Annotated in this window: 24 protein-coding genes; 13 read left to right on the top strand and 11 right to left on the bottom strand. The window is 64.4% G+C overall.

Features of this window, described 5'->3' with window-relative positions:
• Window positions 1–285, bottom strand: a complete 285-nt coding sequence (locus ABD059_RS12020) for a MerR family transcriptional regulator (RefSeq protein WP_343880309.1) — start codon at window positions 283–285, stop codon at window positions 1–3.
• Window positions 286–429: 144 nt separating this feature from the next.
• Between ABD059_RS12020 and ABD059_RS12015 the strand changes: the two genes are divergently transcribed.
• The 3 genes from ABD059_RS12015 to ABD059_RS12005 all read left to right on the top strand — a co-directional run bounded on the left by ABD059_RS12015 (window position 430) and on the right by ABD059_RS12005 (window position 2,201).
• Window positions 430–855: an Hsp20/alpha crystallin family protein gene (locus ABD059_RS12015; protein WP_343880308.1), complete on the top strand. Its 426-nt coding sequence runs from the start codon at window positions 430–432 to the stop codon at window positions 853–855.
• Between the two features lie 100 nt (window positions 856–955).
• A complete protein-coding gene (locus ABD059_RS12010) occupies window positions 956–1,327 on the top strand; it encodes a hypothetical protein (RefSeq protein WP_343880306.1) in 372 nt (123 codons plus the stop codon).
• Window positions 1,328–1,565: 238 nt separating this feature from the next.
• Window positions 1,566–2,201 (top strand): uracil-DNA glycosylase family protein, encoded by a 636-nt coding sequence (locus ABD059_RS12005; protein ID WP_343880304.1) that lies wholly within the window; start codon window positions 1,566–1,568, stop codon window positions 2,199–2,201.
• Window positions 2,202–2,282: 81 nt separating this feature from the next.
• Here the strand turns inward: ABD059_RS12005 and ABD059_RS12000 are convergent, their stop codons facing one another.
• Window positions 2,283–2,882, bottom strand: a complete 600-nt coding sequence (locus tag ABD059_RS12000; protein WP_377959544.1) for a class I SAM-dependent methyltransferase — start codon at window positions 2,880–2,882, stop codon at window positions 2,283–2,285.
• 60 nt (window positions 2,883–2,942) lie between these two features.
• Between ABD059_RS12000 and ABD059_RS11995 the strand changes: the two genes are divergently transcribed.
• Both ABD059_RS11995 and ABD059_RS11990 read left to right on the top strand, forming a co-directional pair.
• Complete coding sequence (locus ABD059_RS11995) at window positions 2,943–3,602, top strand: Pr6Pr family membrane protein (RefSeq protein WP_343880300.1); 660 nt, start codon at window positions 2,943–2,945, stop codon at window positions 3,600–3,602.
• The gene (locus ABD059_RS11990; RefSeq protein WP_343880298.1) at window positions 3,595–4,320 is read left to right on the top strand and encodes a YqjF family protein; all 726 of its coding nucleotides are present in this window, start codon (window positions 3,595–3,597) and stop codon (window positions 4,318–4,320) included. The genes ABD059_RS11995 and ABD059_RS11990 overlap by 8 nt, the downstream gene beginning before the upstream one ends.
• Before the next feature lie 91 nt (window positions 4,321–4,411).
• Here ABD059_RS11990 and ABD059_RS11985 read toward each other — a convergent pair whose 3' ends face one another.
• The 3 genes from ABD059_RS11985 to ABD059_RS11975 form a co-directional block, all read right to left on the bottom strand.
• On the bottom strand, window positions 4,412–5,098 hold the full coding sequence (locus ABD059_RS11985) for an SDR family oxidoreductase (protein WP_343880296.1): 687 nt from the start codon (window positions 5,096–5,098) through the stop codon (window positions 4,412–4,414).
• 136 nt (window positions 5,099–5,234) lie between these two features.
• Window positions 5,235–6,467 (bottom strand): saccharopine dehydrogenase family protein, encoded by a 1,233-nt coding sequence (locus ABD059_RS11980; RefSeq protein ID WP_343880294.1) that lies wholly within the window; start codon window positions 6,465–6,467, stop codon window positions 5,235–5,237.
• Window positions 6,467–8,026, bottom strand: a complete 1,560-nt coding sequence (locus ABD059_RS11975) for an APC family permease (RefSeq protein ID WP_343880292.1) — start codon at window positions 8,024–8,026, stop codon at window positions 6,467–6,469. Before ABD059_RS11975 ends, ABD059_RS11980 begins: the two co-directional genes overlap by 1 nt.
• 110 nt (window positions 8,027–8,136) lie before the next feature.
• Between ABD059_RS11975 and ABD059_RS11970 the strand changes: the two genes are divergently transcribed.
• Window positions 8,137–8,679: a TetR/AcrR family transcriptional regulator gene (locus ABD059_RS11970; RefSeq protein ID WP_343880290.1), complete on the top strand. Its 543-nt coding sequence runs from the start codon at window positions 8,137–8,139 to the stop codon at window positions 8,677–8,679.
• A gap of 145 nt (window positions 8,680–8,824) precedes the next feature.
• Here the strand turns inward: ABD059_RS11970 and ABD059_RS11965 are convergent, their stop codons facing one another.
• Window positions 8,825–9,943, bottom strand: a complete 1,119-nt coding sequence (locus tag ABD059_RS11965) for an alcohol dehydrogenase catalytic domain-containing protein (protein ID WP_343880573.1) — start codon at window positions 9,941–9,943, stop codon at window positions 8,825–8,827.
• A gap of 108 nt (window positions 9,944–10,051) precedes the next feature.
• Between ABD059_RS11965 and ABD059_RS11960 the strand changes: the two genes are divergently transcribed.
• Window positions 10,052–11,248 carry a TerC family protein gene (locus ABD059_RS11960; protein WP_343880288.1) on the top strand — a complete coding sequence of 399 codons (1,197 nt, stop codon included), beginning with the start codon at window positions 10,052–10,054 and terminating at the stop codon, window positions 11,246–11,248.
• A gap of 82 nt (window positions 11,249–11,330) precedes the next feature.
• Here the strand turns inward: ABD059_RS11960 and ABD059_RS11955 are convergent, their stop codons facing one another.
• On the bottom strand, window positions 11,331–12,704 hold the full coding sequence (locus ABD059_RS11955; RefSeq protein ID WP_343880286.1) for an MFS transporter: 1,374 nt from the start codon (window positions 12,702–12,704) through the stop codon (window positions 11,331–11,333).
• A gap of 217 nt (window positions 12,705–12,921) precedes the next feature.
• Window positions 12,922–13,146: a hypothetical protein gene (locus ABD059_RS11950; RefSeq protein WP_343880284.1), complete on the bottom strand. Its 225-nt coding sequence runs from the start codon at window positions 13,144–13,146 to the stop codon at window positions 12,922–12,924.
• A gap of 197 nt (window positions 13,147–13,343) precedes the next feature.
• Between ABD059_RS11950 and ABD059_RS11945 the strand changes: the two genes are divergently transcribed.
• Window positions 13,344–14,663 (top strand): M20 family metallopeptidase, encoded by a 1,320-nt coding sequence (locus ABD059_RS11945; protein WP_343880282.1) that lies wholly within the window; start codon window positions 13,344–13,346, stop codon window positions 14,661–14,663.
• 74 nt (window positions 14,664–14,737) lie between these two features.
• Window positions 14,738–16,312 carry an AbgT family transporter gene (locus ABD059_RS11940; RefSeq protein ID WP_343880280.1) on the top strand — a complete coding sequence of 525 codons (1,575 nt, stop codon included), beginning with the start codon at window positions 14,738–14,740 and terminating at the stop codon, window positions 16,310–16,312.
• Window positions 16,313–16,330: 18 nt separating this feature from the next.
• Here ABD059_RS11940 and ABD059_RS11935 read toward each other — a convergent pair whose 3' ends face one another.
• On the bottom strand, window positions 16,331–16,735 hold the full coding sequence (locus ABD059_RS11935) for a hypothetical protein (RefSeq protein ID WP_343880278.1): 405 nt from the start codon (window positions 16,733–16,735) through the stop codon (window positions 16,331–16,333).
• Window positions 16,736–16,912: 177 nt separating this feature from the next.
• Here ABD059_RS11935 and ABD059_RS11930 point away from each other — a divergent pair, with 177 nt between their 5' ends.
• The 4 genes from ABD059_RS11930 to ABD059_RS11915 all read left to right on the top strand — a co-directional run bounded on the left by ABD059_RS11930 (window position 16,913) and on the right by ABD059_RS11915 (window position 20,029).
• A complete protein-coding gene (locus ABD059_RS11930; RefSeq protein ID WP_343880276.1) occupies window positions 16,913–17,887 on the top strand; it encodes an ATP-grasp domain-containing protein in 975 nt (324 codons plus the stop codon).
• 81 nt (window positions 17,888–17,968) lie between these two features.
• On the top strand, window positions 17,969–18,367 hold the full coding sequence (locus tag ABD059_RS11925; RefSeq protein ID WP_343880274.1) for a ChaB family protein: 399 nt from the start codon (window positions 17,969–17,971) through the stop codon (window positions 18,365–18,367).
• Window positions 18,368–18,478: 111 nt separating this feature from the next.
• The gene (locus ABD059_RS11920) at window positions 18,479–19,543 is read left to right on the top strand and encodes an ABC transporter substrate-binding protein (RefSeq protein ID WP_343880272.1); all 1,065 of its coding nucleotides are present in this window, start codon (window positions 18,479–18,481) and stop codon (window positions 19,541–19,543) included.
• Window positions 19,544–19,723: 180 nt separating this feature from the next.
• Entirely contained in the window at window positions 19,724–20,029 is a 306-nt protein-coding gene (locus ABD059_RS11915) for a PRC-barrel domain-containing protein (RefSeq protein ID WP_343880270.1), read from the top strand.
• A gap of 133 nt (window positions 20,030–20,162) precedes the next feature.
• On the opposite strand, the gene ABD059_RS11910 is transcribed toward ABD059_RS11915, so the two are convergent.
• Both ABD059_RS11910 and ABD059_RS11905 read right to left on the bottom strand, forming a co-directional pair.
• Window positions 20,163–20,396, bottom strand: coding sequence for a DUF6480 family protein (locus ABD059_RS11910; protein ID WP_343880268.1), 234 nt, complete (start codon window positions 20,394–20,396; stop codon window positions 20,163–20,165).
• A gap of 10 nt (window positions 20,397–20,406) precedes the next feature.
• Window positions 20,407–20,673: a hypothetical protein gene (locus tag ABD059_RS11905; protein ID WP_196865508.1), complete on the bottom strand. Its 267-nt coding sequence runs from the start codon at window positions 20,671–20,673 to the stop codon at window positions 20,407–20,409.
• Window positions 20,674–20,725: the final 52 nt, after the last annotated feature.

Here is a 20,725-nt window from a genome sequence, read left to right as displayed (position 1 = left end):
TCACTCGGCGGCGTCGAGCTCATCGCGCAGCTTGCCGTTGGCGGCTTCCAGCACCAGTACCATCTTGATTCCGGCGAGGTTCAGCCCCTCGCCGAGCAGCTGCTCGATCCGGCGCAGTGTCACCAGGTCCAGCTCGCTGTACTTCCGGGTTCCGCCAGGAGTCCGGGCCGGGTCCAGCAGGCCTTTCCGCTCGTACAGCCGCAGGTTCTGCTGACCCATTCCCACCAGTTCAGCCGCCACCGAGATGGCATACAGTCCCGTGCTGGGGTCCTGTTTCTCTGTCATCTCACCCCTCCTGTCGTGGTCTGAACGTGTCGAGAAAATCCTCTTGCATCAGTCTGTCACCAGTGATATAAAAAATCTATGTCAGTCACTACAGATGATTGGCGGGATATTCATCAACTCAAGATGCTGAAGGAGTAAGGAACCATGTTGATGCGTACCGACCCATTCAGGGAACTGGATCGTCTGGCACAGCAGGTCCTCGGGACGTCCGCCCGGCCGGCCGCGATGCCGATGGATGCGTGGCAAGAAGGCGAGAGTTTTGTCGTGGCTTTCGATCTTCCAGGCGTCGACACCAACTCGATCGACCTCGATGTGGAACGAAATGTGCTCACCGTCCGCGCCGAACGGAGCTCCTCCGCCCCGGACGGAACCGAGCTGATTGCCGCCGAACGCCCCCGCGGCGTCTTCAGCAGGCAACTGATCCTCGGTGACACCCTGGACACCGAACACGTGAAGGCAAACTACGACGGCGGCGTGCTCACCCTGCGCATCCCCATCGCGGAGAAGGCCAAACCACGGCGCATCGAGATCGAAAGCAACGGGCGGTCCCGAGAGAAGATCAACGCCTGACGGACCTCCCGCACCAAGGTAGGAGCGGCTTCCGTTGGGGGCACCGGGAGCCGCTCTACTTCCGCAGCAAAGAACCTTCGAGGAAGCTAAGGAGTACATGATGTCCGGATGGCGCCGGTACGATGCTCAGCTGGTCCCCGCATTCTATGAGCGGTTCGAGGAGCGCTGGGGCAAGGGGGCGGCCCCGTTCCTTGATCCAGTAGTGGGTGACGAGCCCCAGCCACGGGCGCAGTGGATCAATGTGGATACCGGAGCTGCTGTCGCAGCAATCCCGATCTGGGGTGATGACCAGTCGCAGCGGTCTTTCGGCGTGTTCTATCTCCCGCCGCAGGGAGATATCTGGGTGCTCAGGCCCGGCCACACCGCCTACCTGGAATCCAGCGACGCGACAGACGACGTTTCCCTGCGCAACGACGCGTTCAAGAAGGCGGTGTCCTTCGCCAAAAGCTTCATCTACGGCGACGATGCCTAGGGAGCCAGGGGTCGGCGTCGAACGTGCAGGTTTCCCCACCTTCCCCGGGCTAACAGCCAGAAACGCGGCGTGTTCGGCGGGACACGCCGCCGTCGGCCCCACGTAATGGGGGATTCTGCACGCGAGGGATTCAGGCCCGCGACGGGCAGGATGACCCCACCCCCAGCTTGGGCGCGTAAGCTGGAAGACTGCGGACAACATTACTGCCACTTCAGGCATTGTCCGCGAGGAGGCAAAATTGGCACGACGCATGGCGGACCCGGCTTACCGAGCACAGCAGTGGGAACGACGTTACGACCCGAATATCGAAGAAATCAACCGGATGTGTGACACTCTGGCCGAGCAGAAGCCGGACCGTGCACTTCCCTATATTGACCCAGCACATGACCTCGACGAGTGTCGGATTGTGAGCTTGTTCTCCAACCCGGGCGCAAGCCTCGCCTCAGGATTTGTGTCCGCGGAGAACGACGATCAGAGTGCTATTCGCACCGCTGAGATTTACGAGAGCGTTGGGCTGCAGCCCAAGTTTGTGATGCCCTGGAACGTTTACCCCTGGTATGTCACAGAGGTGAAGGAAAAGGCGCTCACACCAGAGCAGATCGATGAAGGCGTCAAGCCGTTGCTGGCTTTCCTGCAGCGCGTCTCACGCGCCTCGGCCCTCGTGGCTCACGGCACCGACGCGCACAAGGTGGCACGCCGCCTCACCCAGCTGGAGAACCGGGCCATTCAGCGCCGCGGTTTCAAGGTGTACAAGGTGCGCTCCACCGGAGACCGCGCGTTTGCGGGATCCCCGGCGAAGCAGGAAGTGTGGCGCCAGGAAATGCAGGCCGCCTACACCGACGCGATGGCCCGCGCCGGGATCAGCCGCGCCTGATCTGGTGCTGGTGTGATCCAGAACTGCCTGACGGCACCCGGAGAGTAGCTTTCGTGGCTCTCGCCGGGTGCCGTCTGTCGTTTAGCCGGCGTGTTTGCGGGCTAGGACAGCGACCAGGAACGACGACGACGGTTCCCACGGCCTGAGATCCCAGGTGGAGAACTGGGCATGACGTTCCAGGCCGGCCGCGTCTGCGTCGGCGAAGAAGGTGTTGAAGGCGTACCCGCGGTCATTGCCGAAGCCCACCACCAGGCGGCCGTTCGGCATCAGATGCGCGTGCAGCCGCCGGAGCACCTCGGGTGCTGTGCCCGGTGCCAGGAACGGCAACACGTTCCCCGTACACACGATCAGCTCGAAGGTTCGCGCCAGCTCCAGGGTGCTCAGGTTCCCGGTCTGCCACCGCGATGATGGATGATCGCGCTGCGCTGCGGCGATGAGCTCGGCGTCCGCGTCGACACCGATGACATGGTGGCCCAGCTGCGCCAGTTCCCCACCGACCCGTCCGGTGCCGCAGCCGGCGTCGAGGATCTGGCTCTTCCGTGCGGCCATCGCGTCCAGCAGCCGCGCCTCCCCGTGCAGGTCACGGCCCTCCTCGCGCATCGCCTCGAACCTTTTGATGTAACGGGCGGAGTGCCCCGGGTGTTCACGGTTTTCTGCAGCCCAGAGGGTCTCGTCATTCACGGGCACAGCCTACTAGGCATACGATCAGGGGAGCATTGTCATTCACTGTGGGAGGAACCGATGAGGATTGCTGAACGAGGCTGGCACGGCGTCGTCGCCCTGATCGGTCTGGTGGGCCTTGGGGCCCAGGTGATCGCACTGATCAATGGGGACAACTACTCCCTGCTGGGGCCCACCATGTCGTGGTGGAACTTCTTCAGCTACTTCACCATCCTCAGCAACGTCCTGGTGCTGATGATCAACCTCGACCTCGCCCGCAATCCGGCGGGCAGGCAGTCCACCCTGTGGCGGGTGCTGCGGTTGAACGCCGTCGTCAACATTTCGGTGACCGGGCTGATCGCGTTCACACTGTTGCGGCGTCTCCCCGAGGTGCAGGCCTTGGTGGGTCTGGGCAGGCTGTCGGACACGCTCCTGCACTATGTGGTGCCGATTCTCACGGTCCTCGGGTGGCTGCTGTTTGGCCCCCGCCCGAGGTTCACCATTCAAACGGTGTGGCTGTCCCTGATCTTCCCGGCCACATGGCTGGTGTACACGCTGATACGTGGTGCAGCGGTGACCTGGTACCCGTACCCGTTTGTGGATCTGAGGCTCATCGATCCGCTAGAGGTTCTCATCAACTGCGTATTCATTGGTGCCATGTTCGTGGGCTTTGGCTTCACAGTCCTGCAAATCGATAATCGAATGAAACCAACGAGAACACAGGTGACCACCGATGTCTGACGCAGTTGCCTGGCCGGCAGCACCGCCCCTCCTCAGCCTCCCGATCATGGACCAGGCATGGTTGGATGCGGTGTTCCTGCACTGGCGGATCCCGGTGGCGACGGCCGCACAATTCATGCCGCCCGGTACTGAACCGGATGTGTACGACGGCGACGCCTGGGTGGGACTGATCGGTTTCCGGATGGTCGGGGCCGGGATTGGTTCGGGGATGCCCATCCCCTATTTCGGGTCCTTCAGCGAGATCAACGTCCGGCTGTATTCGCGGGACTCCGAGGGAACCCGCGGAGTGGTGTTCCTGACCCTTGATGCGTCGCGGCTGGCCGTGGTTCTCGTAGCGCGGGCAGCAGGAATCCCCTACGTGTGGTCCCGGTGCGCGCCGGTGCCCGAGCCGGGTCTCGCAGGATATACGGTGCAGCGGTTCCGGGGCGGTGCGACGTCGTCGTTCGCTGTCCGCCCCCAACGGTCGGTGATCGCGACCGACCCATTGACCATCAACCTCACCGCGCGCTTCGGCCTGCACTCCGAACTTGCCGGGCGCACGCTGTTCATCCCGAACACCCATGCTCCCTGGCCGCTGCATCCCGCAGCAGTCGAGTACCTCGACGATGGGTTGGTCAGCGCCGCCGGAATAGAGGTGGCGGGGCCACCCGAATCGGTGCTGTACTCGCCGGGTGTCCAGACCCAGTTCGGGAAGCCTCGGGTGATCCGGAGAGGCTGACCCCCGCCTCAAACACCGGATCGAGTCAACACTAATGACAGGTATCCGGCTGGAAACCCGTCATTAGTGTTGACTCGATCGGAATGTCGGGTCAGACCATTCCGGATGGCCGGATGCTCAGCGACTCAATGACCGAGTCCCGTGAAGCGTCCACTGCCAGGCGGACCGCTTTGGCGACCTGGTCCGGCTGGACCCATTCCTCGGGACGGTAGGGCTTGCCCTCAAAGTCGTGCAACTCCTGCTGCATATCGGTGGCCACCCGGCCAGGGTGGATGGAGCTGACCCGGACCCCGTTGCCGCGCTCCTCCTGACGCAGGGCATCGGTGAAGGCCCGCAGCGCGAACTTCGTGCCGCTGTACAGCGCAGATCCATCACCGGAGGCGTAGCCGGCGCCCGAGTTGATGGCAATGACCTGGCCCTTGGCGGCCCGCAGCGCTGGCAGCAGCAGCCGGGTCAGGTTCGCCACCGCGAACACGTTGACCTCGAAACTCGTCCGCCACTGCTCGGAAGTCAGATCGGCCACCTGGCCCATCTGCAGCACTCCCGCCGAGTGCACCAGCACGTCGAGGCGGGAGATGCCGTGCACGACGTCGGGTGTGAGTTCGGTCAGCTCAGCGGCGAAAGGCTCGGCGGAGGGGAACTCGCTGGCAAGGTCCTTCAATGCCTCGGCATCACGACCGCCCAGGAGCAGATGGTGGGTGGGGGCGAGCTCGCGGGCGATGGCCAGGCCGATGCCGCGCGAGGCGCCGGTGATCAGGGCGACAGGCAGTTCAGTCATGGTGCACATCCTACTGGTGGGTGCACCAGTAGGTGTTGGCGTGGCAGAAACGGCCCCCGGCGTCAGGTCCGCCGCTCGCAACCGGCGGACCTGACGCGGGAGGCCGTTTCTGGCGGCCGGGGCAGGACGAAGACCCCTAGCGCTCCTCGAGCCCCCACGGTGATCCGTAGCCGAGCGGCGTGTTTGCGGCCAGCAGTTCCAGGAACGGGCGAGAGTCGAAGGCCTCAGGCCCGAGGACCCCGGAGCCCTGCCAGGTTCCGTTCGCGAGGAGTTCCAGCGCGATCACCGGGTTCACCGCGGTCTGCCACACTACGGCCTGGGATCCGTACTCGGCCATCGACCATTCGTTGTCCACCACGTGATAGAGGTACACGGCGCGGGGCGAACCGTCCTTCCCACTGCCGGTCACGTACAGGCCGGCACACGTTTTGCCCGTCATCCGGTCGCCCAGGGTTGCGGGATCAGGCAGCGCCGCCGCGACCACGTCCCGGGGAGACACCGAAACACCTTTCACCATCAGGGGCTCGGTCGAATCAAGCCCCAGCTTGTGCAGGGTCTTGAGCACGTCGATGAACTCGTCGCCGAGCCCGTATTTGAAGGTCACCTTCCGGGCCTTGGTCCAGCGCGGCATCAGGATGACCTCCTCGTGCTCCACATTGACGCACTCCACCTCACCAATGCCCTCGGGGAACCTGAAGACCTCGGGTTCGCTGAACGGCTCGGTGGTGTACCAGCCGGTCTCGCGTTCAAAGACGACCGGCGGGTTGAGGCACTCCTCGATGGTGGTCCAGATGGAGAAGGACGGAGCGAACGCCGGTTCGCCGTCAGCCCCCGCCACGACGAGGTTGGCGCCGTCTCGCACCCCCAACTCGTCGATCGAGGCGAACAGCTCATCCTCCGCATAACGGGCGAAGACATCCGACAATCCCGGTTCCACGCCCATGCCCACCAGCGCGAGCCGGCCGGCGTCCTCCCAGTCCGAGGCCATCGCGAACTGTTCGTCGCCGAGCATCACCCCGGTCTTCGCGTAGGGCTCCTCCGGATGCCTGACGGACAGGCTCATTGCCATGTCCAGGTAGGTGGCGCCCGCCGCGAAGCAGCCATTGAAGATTGGCATGACGAACCGCGGGTCGACGGCGTTGAGGACGTGGGTGATCTGGTGTTCGTGCACGACGGCGGCAATCGCCTCTGCCGAGGATGCATCCACCTGTGCGGCCACCAGGCGGTCGTCGTCGAGCGAGTTGACCAGGGCCTGCGGGCGGGCCGGATCGTAGTCAGCGACTACGAGCAGGTCGAAAAATGAGCGGCGGACGGCGATCCGCACGGCGGCGGATCCCACACCGCCGGCACCAACAATAAGAATGCGCATTAGGCTAAGCCTCCATCAATTGAGCGTCGGTAGGTGTCGGGGGAGTCGGGCACCAGCACGGGTGTGTCGGCGTTCAGGCTCTCCTTGCGGAAGAACGGGAGGGATCCTGGGCGGGTGCGCCAGATCAGCATCAGCACCAGTCCCACGGCGAGGGAGCCGATACCGACCACGAAAGTGCCGCCGACGCCGAGGAGCACGCTGTACCCGTAGTCGACGTCGGCCATATCGATCGCAGACTTGAGGAACGCGGCGGTCAGCATCAGCGCACCCAGCAGCGGGAACAGGAACCGGAAGGAGAAATTGTGGCGGGAGGTGAAGAGCTCACGGCGGAAGTACCAGACGCAGGCATACCCGGTGATGGAGTAGTAGAAGGCGATGGCCAGGCCCAGGGACAGGATTGAATCGGCAAGAATGTTTTCGCTGATCAGGGTCATCACCACGTAGAAGGCGATGGCTGCCACGCCCATTACCAGGGTGGAGAAGGATGGTGTTTTGAACCGGTCGTGCACGGTGCTGAACCGGCGGGGGAGCGCCTGGTAGACGGCCATGGACAGGGTGCCTCTCGCGGTGGGCAGGATGGTGGTCTGGGTGGAGGACACCGCGGACACCAGGACCGCCACCACCAGCAGCCAGGCGGCTGGCCCCAGAATCACGTCCTTGAGGGCGAAGAACACGTCCTCAGCGTTCACCTCGTTCGCGAGTCCGGTGCCTCCCTCGCCGACCCCGGCGTACATCATCGCGGCGACGGTGACGCCGACATAGGTGATGAGCAGCAGCACCGTCGAGATGAGGGCGGCCCGGCCGGGGATCCGGCGGGCGTCGCGGGTTTCCTCGTTCAAGGCGAGGCAGGCATCCCAGCCCCAGTAGATGAACAGAGCCAGCAGGACCGCTTCGGTGAACCCCTCAACGCTCTCGAAAGCGAACGGATTGAACCAGTCCAGGGATGGCGCCGTCGCGTTCTCGGCAGTACCGTTCGCAATACCGATCAGCGCAAACACCACGAACAAGGCCAACGCCAGATACTGGATTCCCAGGAGTACGTTCTGCAGCTTGGCGCCGATCTCCACTCCGCGGTAGCTGACGTAGGTCATCAGGGCGATGAAGAAAACGCCGGTGGCCGTGACCAGAAGAGCGTTATCCGCGAGGGAACCGTCGCCGATGAGCAGCCATAGGTAGATTCCGGCGATCTGGGCGAGGTTGGCCAGCACGATAATCCCGGCAACCGCGACACCCCAACCGGCCATCCAGCCTACCCACGGCCCGAACGCCTTGGTGGCCCAGGTGAAAGAGGTCCCGCAATCGGGCATCTCCCGATTGAGCTCCCGGTAGGCGAAGGCAATGAAGAGCATCGGTATGAACGCAAGGATGAAGGCGATGGGCGCCTGCGCGCCAACGGCGAGGACCACAAATCCGAGTGACGCAGCGAGCGAGTAGACGGGCGCCGTCGAGGCCAGTCCGATGACCACCGAGCCCCAGACCCCGAGCGTGCCGGCCGCGAGCCCCTTTCCCTCACCCTGCGGGGTGCCGCGGGCATCCTTCCCAACAGTTGCATGACTCATGGTGTGCCTCCGAGGTCCGTCGGGCCGGTCTATTGGTCGGCCGTAAATGCTATGACGCACATCACTATACCGACTAGTCGGTTTTTTGAATAGGGCCTAAACTCGTCCTCATGGGTCACGCTCCAAGCACAGTTCAACGGCTGATCGACGCGTACCAGGACCTCCTGGTATCCGACGGCGAACGCAGCGCCACCCTCGACGCCATCGCCCTGCGGGCAGGGGTCTCCAAAGGCGGGCTGACTTATCACTTCAAGTCCAAGGATGAGTTGACCGCCGCCCTCTTCGCCCGCCTGCAGGCCCTGGTCACCATGGATCTCGAAGTGATGAAAGCCGATCCCGCAAAGGCGGCCACCTACTACGTGAAAAGCTCGCTGGACGTGGATAGCCCGCTGGAACGGTGCAACACGGCGGTAACCCGGCTGGCGCAGGGATCCCACCCCGAAGCCAACGAGCTGCTCGCCAAGTGCCGCACCCAGTGGTTCGACGTACTGATGGACGCGGTCGGTGATGAGGACATGGTGCATCTGGTGATGCTGCTCGGTGACGGGATCTACTTCAATGCCTCGCTCACCGGTACAGGCGCCATGCCGGAGGAGACCGATCCGGCCACCATCGACCGGATTATCGGCCTGATCGGCACCATCAAGTACTAGCCCGGCGGGTGCTTCCGTCTCCTTCGGTGCGGCTTCACGCCCAGAAACGGCCCTCGGGGCAAGATCCGCCGCTTGTAACCGGCGGATCTGACGCCGGGGGGCCGTCTCTGCGGGTAGGCGGCCGGAAGGCGACGCCAAAACGCCGCTACCGGAGCATGAAGATCCGTCGCACGACAAGGCCGTCGGCCAGGGCGTCGAGGCTTTCGTTGAGGTCGCTGAGGTCCCGTGTATCGGTGTGGAGCAGCTCAACGGGCAGCTTCCCCGCACGCCAGAGCGCCAGATACGCGGGGATGTCACGGGCGGGCACGGAGTCCCCCATGTAGGAGCCGAGCAGACGTTTACCCGCACCGGCAAACTGCAGCGCCTGCGTGCTGATGGCCTGATCGGGGTGCGGCAGCCCCACCGACACCAGCGCACCGCCGCGGGTCAGCAACCCCAGGCACGACTCCATCACGCGTGCACTGCCGACCGCTTCAATCGCCACATCCACCCCGTCGCTGCCCAGCGCCTGAACCAGGGCTTCCGCCGCATCCGGGGCGCCGACCGAGGTCGCACCGCACCGGAGCGCAAGGTCACGTTTCGCTGGCAGCGGGTCGATGGCAATCACCGTAGTGCCCGCGACCTGCGCGGCTGCCATCACCGCCATCAACCCGACGGCCCCGAGCCCGAACACAATAACCGACTGCCCCTCACTGACCTGCGCCGTGTTCAGCACCGCCCCGATCCCGGTGAGCGCCGCGCAGCCGAACATGGCAGCGACGTCGAAGGGGACGTCGTCGTCAATCACCACCACCGACTCGCGGGCCACCACCGCATACTCCGAAAACGCAGAGACGCCCAGGTGGTGGTTGATCCTGTCACCATCGGCGGCGCGGAGCAGTGCCGGACCGTGCAGCAGATCCCCACTGCCGTTGACTTCCGCCGCACGGTGGCAGAGGGCCGGGCGGCCCGCATCGCACGCACGGCAGGACCCACAGCTGGGTACAAAGACCAGAACCACCCGATCACCCACTGTGATATCGGTGACATTCGGCCCGACCAGGTCGACGACGCCGGTCGCCTCATGGCCCAACGCCATCGGTAGCGGACGTATCCGCGAACCGTCGATCACCGAGAGGTCCGAATGGCAGAGGCTTGCCCGCTCAATCCTTACACGGATCTCGCCGGGCCGGGGCGAGGGGACCGCGACTTCGTCGAGCCGGAGCGGTGCACTATCGGCGTAGGGGCGGGCCGCGCCAGCCTCGTGAAGCACCGCACTACGCATCGTGGAGGGAGTCATGAGTTCAATGTACGGCCTGGGACCGTCTTGCCGTCCACTCCCCGCGCAAACTACCGTGAGTGCTACACCACCTGTACTAGGAGAACAAACCGCATGGAAGTATCCCCAATTGTTTGGGCATTGACGATCGCCGGAATTGTGGGGCTACTGCTCTTCGACTTCTTCTTCCACGTCCGCAAGGCGCACACCCCGACCTTGAAGGAGGCGGCGGTCTGGTCCTCGATCTATGTGGGGCTCGCCATCCTCTTCGGGCTCGGCGTGCTGGTTTTCGGGGGCGCCACCATGGGCACCGAGTACTTCGCCGGTTATGTCACTGAAAAAGCGCTGTCGGTCGACAACCTGTTTGTGTTCCTCATCATCATGGCCAGCTTCAAGGTGCCACGCGCCGACCAGCAGAAGGTGTTGCTCTTCGGCATCGTCTTCGCGTTGATCGCCCGCACCGGGTTCATCTTCCTGGGCGCCGCACTGATCAACCAGTTCGCCTGGATCTTCTACATCTTCGGCCTGGTACTGATCCTGACCGCCGGCAACCTGCTCAAGCCGACATCCGATGACGACCATGGTGACATGATCGTGGTGCGCCTGGCCAAGCGCTTCCTGCCAGCCACCGACCATTACGACGGCGACAAACTGTTCACCATCGAGAATGGCAAACGCGTTCTCACCCCGATGCTGCTGGTGATGATAGCCATTGGCGGCACCGATATCCTGTTCGCACTGGATTCCATTCCCGCGATCTTCGGCCTGACCCAGAACGTGTTCATCGTCTTCACCGCGACGGCGTTCTCGCTGATGGGACTGCGTCAGCTGTACTTCCTGATCGACGGCCTGCTGGACCGGCTCATCTACCTTTCCTACGGCCTCGCGATCATCCTCGGCTTCATTGGCGTGAAGCTGATCCTCCATGCGCTGCATGAGAATAACCTGGGCTTCATCAACGACGGCGAACCCGTCCCGGTAGTCGAGATCTCTACCGGGTTGTCCCTCACCGTCATCCTCGGGGTGCTCATCGTCACCGTGCTGGCTTCGGTCTTCAGCCCCAAGGGCAAGGCCAAGAATGCTGTCTCCGGGGCCAAGCGCCACGCTACCGAGTACATGGACCTGGAATACGAGACGGACATCAACGAGCGCGAGAAGATCTTCAACCGCATGATCGAAGAGGAGAAGATGCTCCGGCAGCTCCCCGAGAAGTACAAGCGCCTCATCCGGAACGAGACCGAATTCATGGATCTCATGCGCCGGGCCCACGAGGCCCACGGGGAAGCGGTCGACCGCGAACCCACTCGCTAGACCGGAAACATCACCCGGACCGACGTACGGAGGGCGGCACCGCGATGATCGCGGTGCCGCCCTCTGTACGTCCCCGGAGAGGTCAGCTGCGGGTGGTCGCCAGCTCGGCTGCAGTGGGGTCACCCGGCATATCGGTGCCCCTGATGGATTCACCGGCGGTCTCCCGGACAAACGGCATAGCAATCATGCCGATCAGGCAGGCGCCCATCATGTAGAAGGCCGGAACCAGCAGGTTTCCGGTCGCCCCGATCAGTGCTTCGTTGGCCAGCGGTGCAGTCCCGCCGAACAGCGCCGTCGCGAGGTTGTACGTCACCGCAAACCCGGCGAACCGCACATGGGCGGGGAACATTGCCGGGAAAGTCGCCGAGATGGTGGCGAGTTGCAGAACGTAGAGCATGCCCAGAACAGCGAACCCGATCAGTGCCCCGGTGAATCCGGTGCCGATCAGCATATACATCGGCAGGGCCGCGACGAAGAGCCCCACCAGGGAAACCCACCACAGCGGTTTTCGTCCCACCCGGTCCGAGAGCGCCCCGGCGAATGGGATCAGGATCATCATCACTACCTGGCCGATCAGGATCAGGGTGAGGGAGCCGTCGTCGGACAGGCCAATCTGCGTCTGCAGGTAGGTGGGCATGTAGCTGAGCAAGGTGTAGTTGGCGACGTTAAGCGCGATCACCAGGCCGGCCATCGTCAGCACCGGACGCCAGTACCTGCTGGCCAGGTGCTTCAACGTGGTGGGTCCGCTGTCTTCGGTGCCCGAGTTGTGCTCAAGTTCACGGAAAACCGGGGTGTCTTCAAGCTTGGACCGCAGGTACCAGCCGATCAGGCCCATGGGCCCCGCGATGAGGAAGGGAATCCGCCAGCCCCAGTCGGTCATCGCTTCAGCGCCGAGGAGGATCTGCAGGAACAGGGTGATTGCGGTGCCGAGTGCAAAACCGAAGATGGTGCCGAACTCGAGGAAACTGCCGAGGAAGCCACGCTTCTTGTCGGGGGAGTACTCGGCCATGAAGGTCGCCGCGCCGCCGTATTCACCGCCGGTCGAGAACCCCTGCAGGATCCGCAGTGCCACGAGGAGGGCGGGGGCCCAGTAACCGATCTGATCGAACGTGGGCAGCAGGCCAATGGAGAAGGTTGCGCCTGCCATCAGGATGATGGTGAGGGACAGGACGGCCTTGCGTCCCAGCCGGTCGCCCAAGGGTCCCCAGATGAAGCCTCCGAACGGACGGGCGAGGAAGGAAATGGCGAACGTGGCCAGAGCCCACTCGGCGCCGCCGGGGAAAAAGTTTGCGGTGATGTAGGTCAGGACTACCGCGTACACACCGTAGTCGTACCATTCGGTGGCGTTGCCTACCGCCGATGCGCCGATGGCCCGGCGGATGGTCTTCTTACCTTCCGGAGTATCACTCTCCGGAGCGTCGAACCCGCTGTGGGGTGGCTGATTTTCGGCAGTCAAATGTTTCTCCGTCCCTGAGGGTGGGTCGTGCACGACACCCGTCTGAGGGTGTCGGCAGGGCCAGGTCAGCCCTCAACCCTAGCGACGCAGCCAGTCGATGGCTAACGCGCCGCAGGTTCCACCCGCCGGAGGCAGGACCCGAGACGAACAACTGGGACGGACTAACTGGGACGGACTAACCGGGACTGTTTAGCCCAGACTCGCTAACGCGGTGGTGCTACTCCGCACTGATCTGCCAGATCGCGTATTCGTCGGCGTGAAGGATCGCCCGGCGGCCGTCGGAAATGTCCCGGATCCAGACGATGCCCAGGCCGGGAGCCGTGTCTTCCACATAGCCGCTGTAGTGGACCTCGCGGTTGCGGTGCGCTTCAATTTCGTCCCCCCGGTGCAGCATGCCGAGGTCATGAATGCGGGTGATGGCGGTGGCGGTAAGCAGGGACATGATGACTCCTTGGTTCTGTGGCCGGGTCAGGCAGGTCCGGCCGATGGTTTGATTCAACTCCTACGGTGTTGCGAGGGTGTTTCGGGCCGGTGAATTTGTTGCGACCAGACCCGGGCTGCCGCAGCAGGACCCGCATTATTACCCAGGATGGCGTTGCCGGGCTGCCACGCCGACAAATAGTTGCCTAAGCTACCAGGATGATCGAACCAGCCTCGCCTGACCCGGCGTACCTCAACCAGATCGACTCCGAGACCCAGCGGCGGCTGCTGACCGCAGTACCGCCTGAGTCACCGTTCGACGGCGCAGCAGAGGACCTCCGTGCCGCCGTCGACAGAAATGTCGAGGCCCTCCACGACGACCTGCAGCGGATCGTGCACACCCTGCACGCCCACCCGGAGACCGCGTTCCAGGAGCATGACAGTGCCCGGTTGATCGCCGACATCCTCACCGAACACGGGATCGACGCCGAACTCGGCGCCCACGGCGTCGACACCGCCGTCCGGGCCGAGATTCGCGGGACCGGCGACGGGCCCACCATCGCGGTGCTCAGCGAGTACGACGCGCTCCCGGGGATCGGCCACGCCTGCGGCCACAATGTCATCGCCGCGACCGGGGTGGGTGCCTTCCTGGCGCTTGCCGGGGTCCGAGACCGGCTCAACGGCACGGTCGTCTTCCTCGGCACCCCCGCCGAGGAAGGGCACTCGGGCAAGGAACTGCTGGCCCGCAACGGTGCGTTCGACGGCGTCGACGCCGCCATCATGGTGCACCCCTACGGTTACGACCTGGCCGACCAGGTCTGGCTGGGACGGCGGCTGCTCACCATCACCTTCACCGGCATTGCCGCGCACGCTTCCGCCCAGCCGTTCATGGGCCGCAACGCGCTCGACGCCGCCAGCCTCACCTACCAGGGAATAGGCCTGCTCCGTCAGCAGCTGCCGCCGTCTGACCGGGTGCACAGCAACATCACCGAGGGCGGACGCAGCCCCAACATCATCCCGGACACCGCGGTGATGAAGCTTTACGCCCGCTCCAAATACCCGGACACCCTGAAAGACCTCAGCAAGCGGCTGGAGGATATTGCCCGCGGTGCTGCCCTGATGACCGGCACCGCCGTGGAGCTGGACTGGGACCAGCACCCGCCGTCGCTGCCCATCCGCACCAACGATGCGCTCACCGGACGCTGGGTCGAATCGCAGCAACGGCGCGGACGCAGCCCGCTGCCCGCCGGCGTGGTCTCCGACACGCTCGCCGCGTCCACCGACTTCGGCAACGTCAGCTACCGCATCCCGGGCATCCACCCGCTGATCAAGATCGCCGACCAGAGTACCGCCCTGCACACCACCGACTTCGCTGCCGCTGCCGCATCCGAAGCGGCGGTGCGGGGAGCGTACGACGGCGCCGCCGGCCTCGCCCTGACGGCGCTGGATTACCTGATGGACCCGTTGCTGCAGGAACAGGTGCGGCGGGAGTTTGAGGAGCAAGGCGGGGCCATCGACGTCCCGTCCTACTTCGACTGACGGACAGAACCACCGGCTCGACCGACTACTCCTCAACTGAAACCCGCATGAAATACGTCAAGGGAGCACCACCCATGTCCACCATCGACAGTGCGCCGCGCGGCTTCACTGACAAGTTCCTCACCGGGGTGGAACGGGTCGGCAACAAGCTGCCCGACCCGTTCATGCTCTTCTTGATCCTGTTTGGCATCACCGCCGCGGTGTCGACGGCGATGGCCTGGGCGAACGTCACTGTCCAGCTACCCGGCAGCGACGAGATCACCGAGATCAAGGGACTCTTCACGGCGGAGGGCCTCACCTGGCTCACCACCAACCTGGGCCCCAACTACCTGGGCTTCCCGCCGCTGGCCACCGTGCTGCCGATCTTGCTGGCCGTGGGGGTGGCTGAGAAGTCCGGCCTGCTGGCGGCGATGATCCGTAAGGCCTTCGGCAGTGCGCCGCGCTGGGCGCTGCCCTACGCCGTCGGCGTCGTCGGTGTGACCGGCTCCATCATGTCCGACGCCGCGTTTGTGGTGATCCCGCCGCTGGCAGCACTGGTGTTCAAGGCCGCAGGCCGGCACCCGGTAGCCGGGCTGCTCGGTGGCTTCGCCGCCGCCGGTGCGGGCTATTCAACCAATGTGCTGGTCACCAGCCTCGACGCCCTCTTCGCCGGCATCACGACGGCGGTTACGGAAACCCTACCCAACGCCGGGTCCGCGGTCACCCCCGTGTCCAACTACTTCTTCAACGTGGTGTCCTCAATCATCCTGATGGCGATTGCCGGCTTTGTGATTGACAAGATCCTGGAGCCGCGGCTGACCCGCCAGGGCATCCCCCGCGAGGAAATCCGCGACGCGGACGCCCCCGCCGCACCGACGAGCGCCGAGCTCAGCGCCGACCTGACGGCCACCGAGTCCAAAGGCCTGCGGTGGGCCCTGGTCAGCGGCGTGATGCTCGCTGCCGTGTTGGTGGTGGCTTTTGTCCTCCCCGCCTCCCCGTGGCGGAACGAGGACGGCGGGTTCCTGCCGACGTCGCCGCTGCTTGGCTCGATCGTGTTCGTGGTGTTCAGCATGTTCGTGGTGCCAGGACTGGTGTACGGCAAGATCGTCGGGACCATCACCACCGGCCGGGACGTCCCACGGGTGATGGGCGAGGCGATCAAAGACATGGCAGGGTTCCTGGTGCTGGCATTCATCCTGGGGCAGTTCATTGCGCTATTCAACTGGTCGGGCATTGGGCAGTGGATCGCCGTGGCCGGAGCCGGGGGACTGGAAGCGATCGGGTTGACCGGCTATCCGGCCATCCTCGCGTTCATCCTGCTGGCGTCGCTGCTGAACCTGTTCATCATTTCAGGGTCCGCGATGTGGACCCTGATGGCGGCTGTCTTCGTGCCCCTGTTCGTGCTCCTCGGGTACGAGCCAGCCTTCATCCAGGCCGCGTTCCGGGTGGGCGACTCGGCTACGCAGGTGATTACCCCGCTGAACCCGTACATGATCGTGCTCCTGACGATGCTGCGAAAGTATGAGCCCGACGCCGGACTGGGAACCCTGATGGCGCGGATGCTGCCGTTCGTGGTGCCGTTCTGGATTGCCTGGGTGGCCATCCTGAGCGTGTTCTTCTTCCTCGATCTGCCGCTGGGACCCGGCAACGGCATCTTCCTGCCCGAGTAGCAGCCCCCAGCTGAGACGCTAGTTCAGGGGAGGGATGACCCGCAGCCGCAGTCGGCCCGGAGCGGACAGGGTGCGCTCCAGCCTGGCGAGGATCGAGGGTCCCTCGAGGTCCGCCCGCACCGAGTCCCAGGCCTGGGCTTCGCCCAGATCCAGGATGATGATGGTGTCAGGGGACAGTGCGCTGGCTCGTCGCACCAGGAGGTCGAGGCCGTGAATGTTGACCGGTGAGACGCATCCGTGAACATGGATGCGTACGCTGTCCAGGTCGGCGTCGGTGCTCACCAGAATCCTGAGTTTCAGGTGCGACGCGGAGGGATGTGCGGCCATCGAGCGTTCCCGCGCGGGATCCCGCGGGGCGCCGGCCGCCGCGTTTGTCGTCGCTATCGTGGCACTGGCCAGAGGTGACGGTGTTTGAGTCTTCATCGGTGTAACGCCCCTGCCGTTTAATGTCGCATCCTTCGCGTATCACTTATATAACCCGGGGCGGCCCTCCGGCTGCTAGGGGCTAAAGTCCCTGCTCGTGCCTGCAGCGAGGAGGGTGCAGGAATAGGTCCCCCGGCGGCGCCGTTATGCCCTGAGAACCCAAGCTGGAGGTACATCGTGACCAAGATTTTTGCCCTGCATGAAAACCCTGACTGGTTTCCACCGTTCGCTAGGGCCTTTGAGGCGAGCGGGGTGGAGGTGGAGGAGTGGTTGCTCACCGACGGCGTGCTCGACCTGGATCAGGAGCCCCCCGAAGGCATCTTCTGGTCGCGCATCAGTGCCTCCGCGCATACCCGTGACCACGGACTCTCCAAGGACTATGCCCGCGCCGTCCTGTCCTGGCTGGAGGCCCACGGTCGCCGCACGGTCAATGGACGGGGCATCCTCGAACTCGAGATGAGCAAGATCGACCAGTTGACCGCGCTGAAGGCGGCAGGGATCGACACGCCACGTACTGTGGCGGCGATTGGCAAGCACCGAATCCTCGACGCGGCTGAGGGCTTCCCCGTCCCTTTCATCACCAAGCACAACCAGGGCGGAAAAGGGCTGGGTGTCCGCAAGTTCGAGAGCCACGAGGAACTGGCCGAGTACGTGGAGTCGCCCGAATTCGAAGAACCCCAGGACGGCATCACGCTGATCCAGGAGTTCATCCAGGCCGCCGAACCCATCATCACCCGGGTCGAGATTGTGGGCGGCGAGTTTATTTACGCCATCCAGGCAGACACGGCACGTGGCGGATTCCAGCTGTGCCCGGCCGACGCCTGCGCTATCGACCCCGTCACCGGTAAACCCATCATGCCGCCCGGCGCCACTATCGAACCCGAGGAAGGCCAGCAGTTGTTCAGCCTCCGGGAGGGCTTTGACCATCCGATCATCGCGAAGTACCTGGAGTTCACGCGAAGGAACAACATCGAGGTGTGCGGGATTGAATTCATCGAGACCGCCGACGGCCGCGTCCTGACCTACGACGTGAACACCAACACGAACTACAACGCGGTGGTCGAGGCTCAGGCGCCCCGCTCTGCGCCGGCCGCCCTGGTGGCTTACCTGTCCAGTCTGGCGGCTCCTGCGTCCGAACCCGCGCTTCGCTAGGGTAGGGGCACGAGGACGATGTATCCGAGGACGACGACGGCCCGCCAGGCGCGCGTCGTCGTCGGGGCCGGGAGGAATGTCATGGTGAAGAAGAGCGACCTGCCGAGCACCCTGCAGCGCTCCGGAAAGAAGGCGCAGGACACCTTCGCCAAGACCCTGCAGTCGGCTGAGGAGGAATACGGTGAGGGCGAGCGGGCGAGCCGGACCGCCTTCAGTTCGCTGAAACACACGCACGAGAAGGTGGGCGACCACTGGGAACCGAAAGAAGAGAGCGGCCCCTCGGATGCGGCTGCCGAGCGCGGTGGGCAGAACCCGGGGGAGACGGCCGGAGGAGTGGACGCGAAGGCCTCCAAAGCGCATCTGTACGGGATCGCCCGAACTCTTGAGGTGGAGGGCCGTTCGCGGATGACGAAGGCCGAGTTGGTGGAGGCCATCCAGCGGGCCAATGACCGCGAGACCCGCCGGGCACGGGACGCCTGACCTATTACGCAACACAAACATTTCGTAATAGCGGTAAGGATAGGTTAGCCTTACTTCGTCACGTCCGAACGGGCGTGAGTCACAGTTTCCCGAAAGTCGAGGAGCCCCTCCATGGCCCCCACCCGCATGCGCGGTTTCGCTGCCGCCGCGACGGCCGCCGCCGCAATCCTGGCCCTATCCGCCTGCAGTACCGGTCCAGCCGATGGCGGCTCCAGCTCCGATGCGCCCGCGGCGGCCGGTGCGGCAGATCAGTTCCCGGTCACCATCGAGCACGCGTTCGGCGAGACGGTCATTGACGAACTGCCCGACCGCGTTGCCACCGTTGACTGGGTCAACGCGGACGTCGTGCTGGCCCTCGGCGTCGTTCCCGTGGGCATGCAGAGCGACGAGTACGGCGGCAACGAGAACGCCTCCACCCCGTGGAAGGATGCCAAGCTGGAAGAGCTCGGCGCCGCGATCGGCACCGACAAGGCACCGGTGCAGTACTCGGAGGCCGACGGGTATGCCTTCGACGAGGTTGCCGCGACCAACCCCGACGTCATCCTGGCCGCCTATTCGGGTCTGACCCAGGAGGACTACGACACCCTCAGCGAAATCGCACCAGTGGTTGCCTATCCTGAGGTCGCCTACGGCACTCCGTGGCAGGAATCGACGCGCATCATCGGCGAGGCACTCGGTCTGGCCGACGAAGCTGAAGAGCTCGTCACCGAAACCGAAGAGACAGTGGCCGCGTCAGCCGCCGACTACCCGTCGATCGTGGGCAAGACCTTCATCTACGGCAACCTGGATCCGGCCAGTGCGGAAGGCGTCAGCATCTACACGGCCAACGACAACCGGCCGCGCTTCCTGGAGTCAATCGGGATGGTCCAGGCCGACGTCGTCGCCGAAAACACCGAGGGTTCGGAAGAATTCTTCATCGCCTGGTCTGCCGAGCGGGCGAATGAATTGGAGTCGGACATCTTTGTGACCTGGGTGCCCGACGAGGCCACCACCGAGGCGATCGTCGAGGACCCCCTGCTGAGCCAGATTCCGGCGGTGGAGTCCGGTGCACTGGTCGCTGACCCCGACAACACCCTCACCCTGTCCATCTCTGCGGCCAACCCGCTGAGCCTCCCGTGGGCGCTGGATACCTTCCTCCCCATGCTGGACGAGGCAGCCCAGGCCGCCGAGGGCTAGGCCTTCCACCACAGAAACGGCCCCCAGGGCAAGGCCCGCCGGCTGCACGCGGCGAACCTGATCCTGGGGGCCGTTTCTGTGCCTGCGGCTGGTCGGTGTGGCGCTCCAGTTGCTCTCGGGGGCCATCCTCGGATGAAATAGAATCAGCACACTTAGTTTCATCAAGGATGGAGATGCACCATGGCACAACCGGACATTCAGGAACTTCAGCAAGCCACGGCCTGGGACGCCGACGGCGAGAAGCTGGGCGAGGTGTCGCAGGTCCACCTCGACGCCCGCACCGGCGAGCCCGTGTGGCTGACCGTGCCGCTGGGACTGTTCAACACCCGCGAGCACTTCATCCCCTACCAGGGCGCACGGCTCGACGGCGGCGACCTCCACGTCGCGTACACCAAGGACAAGATCACCGATGCTCCGGACCTGGAGGCGGCGTCGGAACTCACCGACGAGCAGATGGCGACCCTGCGCGAATACTACGGCCTCTAGCGCCTGCACCGCGCGTGTGACCCGTTAAACCACCAACGCGCCCGCGGTCAGCGGGGAGATACCGGCTCGTTCGGCCGTTCTCCCCCACTGACCGGGGGCGCGCTGCGTTGGTCGTGCCGGTGAAGCCTGCGCCTTAGAAGACGTCGACCAGACGGCCGACAATAAACAGAACGATGCAGGCTGCGAAAACCACTCCGATGCCAATGAGCCACGGGAGCGGGTGGTTTGCCTTCGACGTGCCCTCATCGTGGCCCTGCGGTCCTACGGTCGAGGACTCACCTGGTGGGGTTTCGCCTGGGGGGACTCCACCGCCTGGCTCCAGACCGGTGATCTTCTCGCCCTGTGGATCGGGGTTCTGACCTGTCATTCCATTCCTCCTAGATTTCCCAATCAGACCTCTTGGGTGATGGGTCTTTCGTGTCGCGGGGTGTCCAGGACATGGTGATGTCGGCGCCCTCTTCTGTCTCGCGCACAAACAGGTGAAGGTCTTCCCCATAAAGGTTCTCGTCTTCGACCACGTCCCCTGCCTCGTGCGCCATCTCGACCAGCCGGCTGATGGCCACTGCCATGGCGCGGCCCCAGTCGTGTGGATGTTTGCTGGACGATTCTTCGGTTACAGAGAACTTTCTGTCCATCGTTGCCATTGTGCTCCTTAAGTCTCTGCAAGGGGGCAATTAGTCTGGCGGCGGATCCCTG

Origin of the sequence: Arthrobacter flavus (assembly GCF_039526005.1) — a bacterium.
Classification (GTDB): Bacteria; Actinomycetota; Actinomycetes; order Actinomycetales; family Micrococcaceae; genus Arthrobacter_D; species Arthrobacter_D flavus.
Note: the sequence above shows the minus strand (reverse complement) of the source record. Positions and strands in the feature narration are given on the sequence as shown.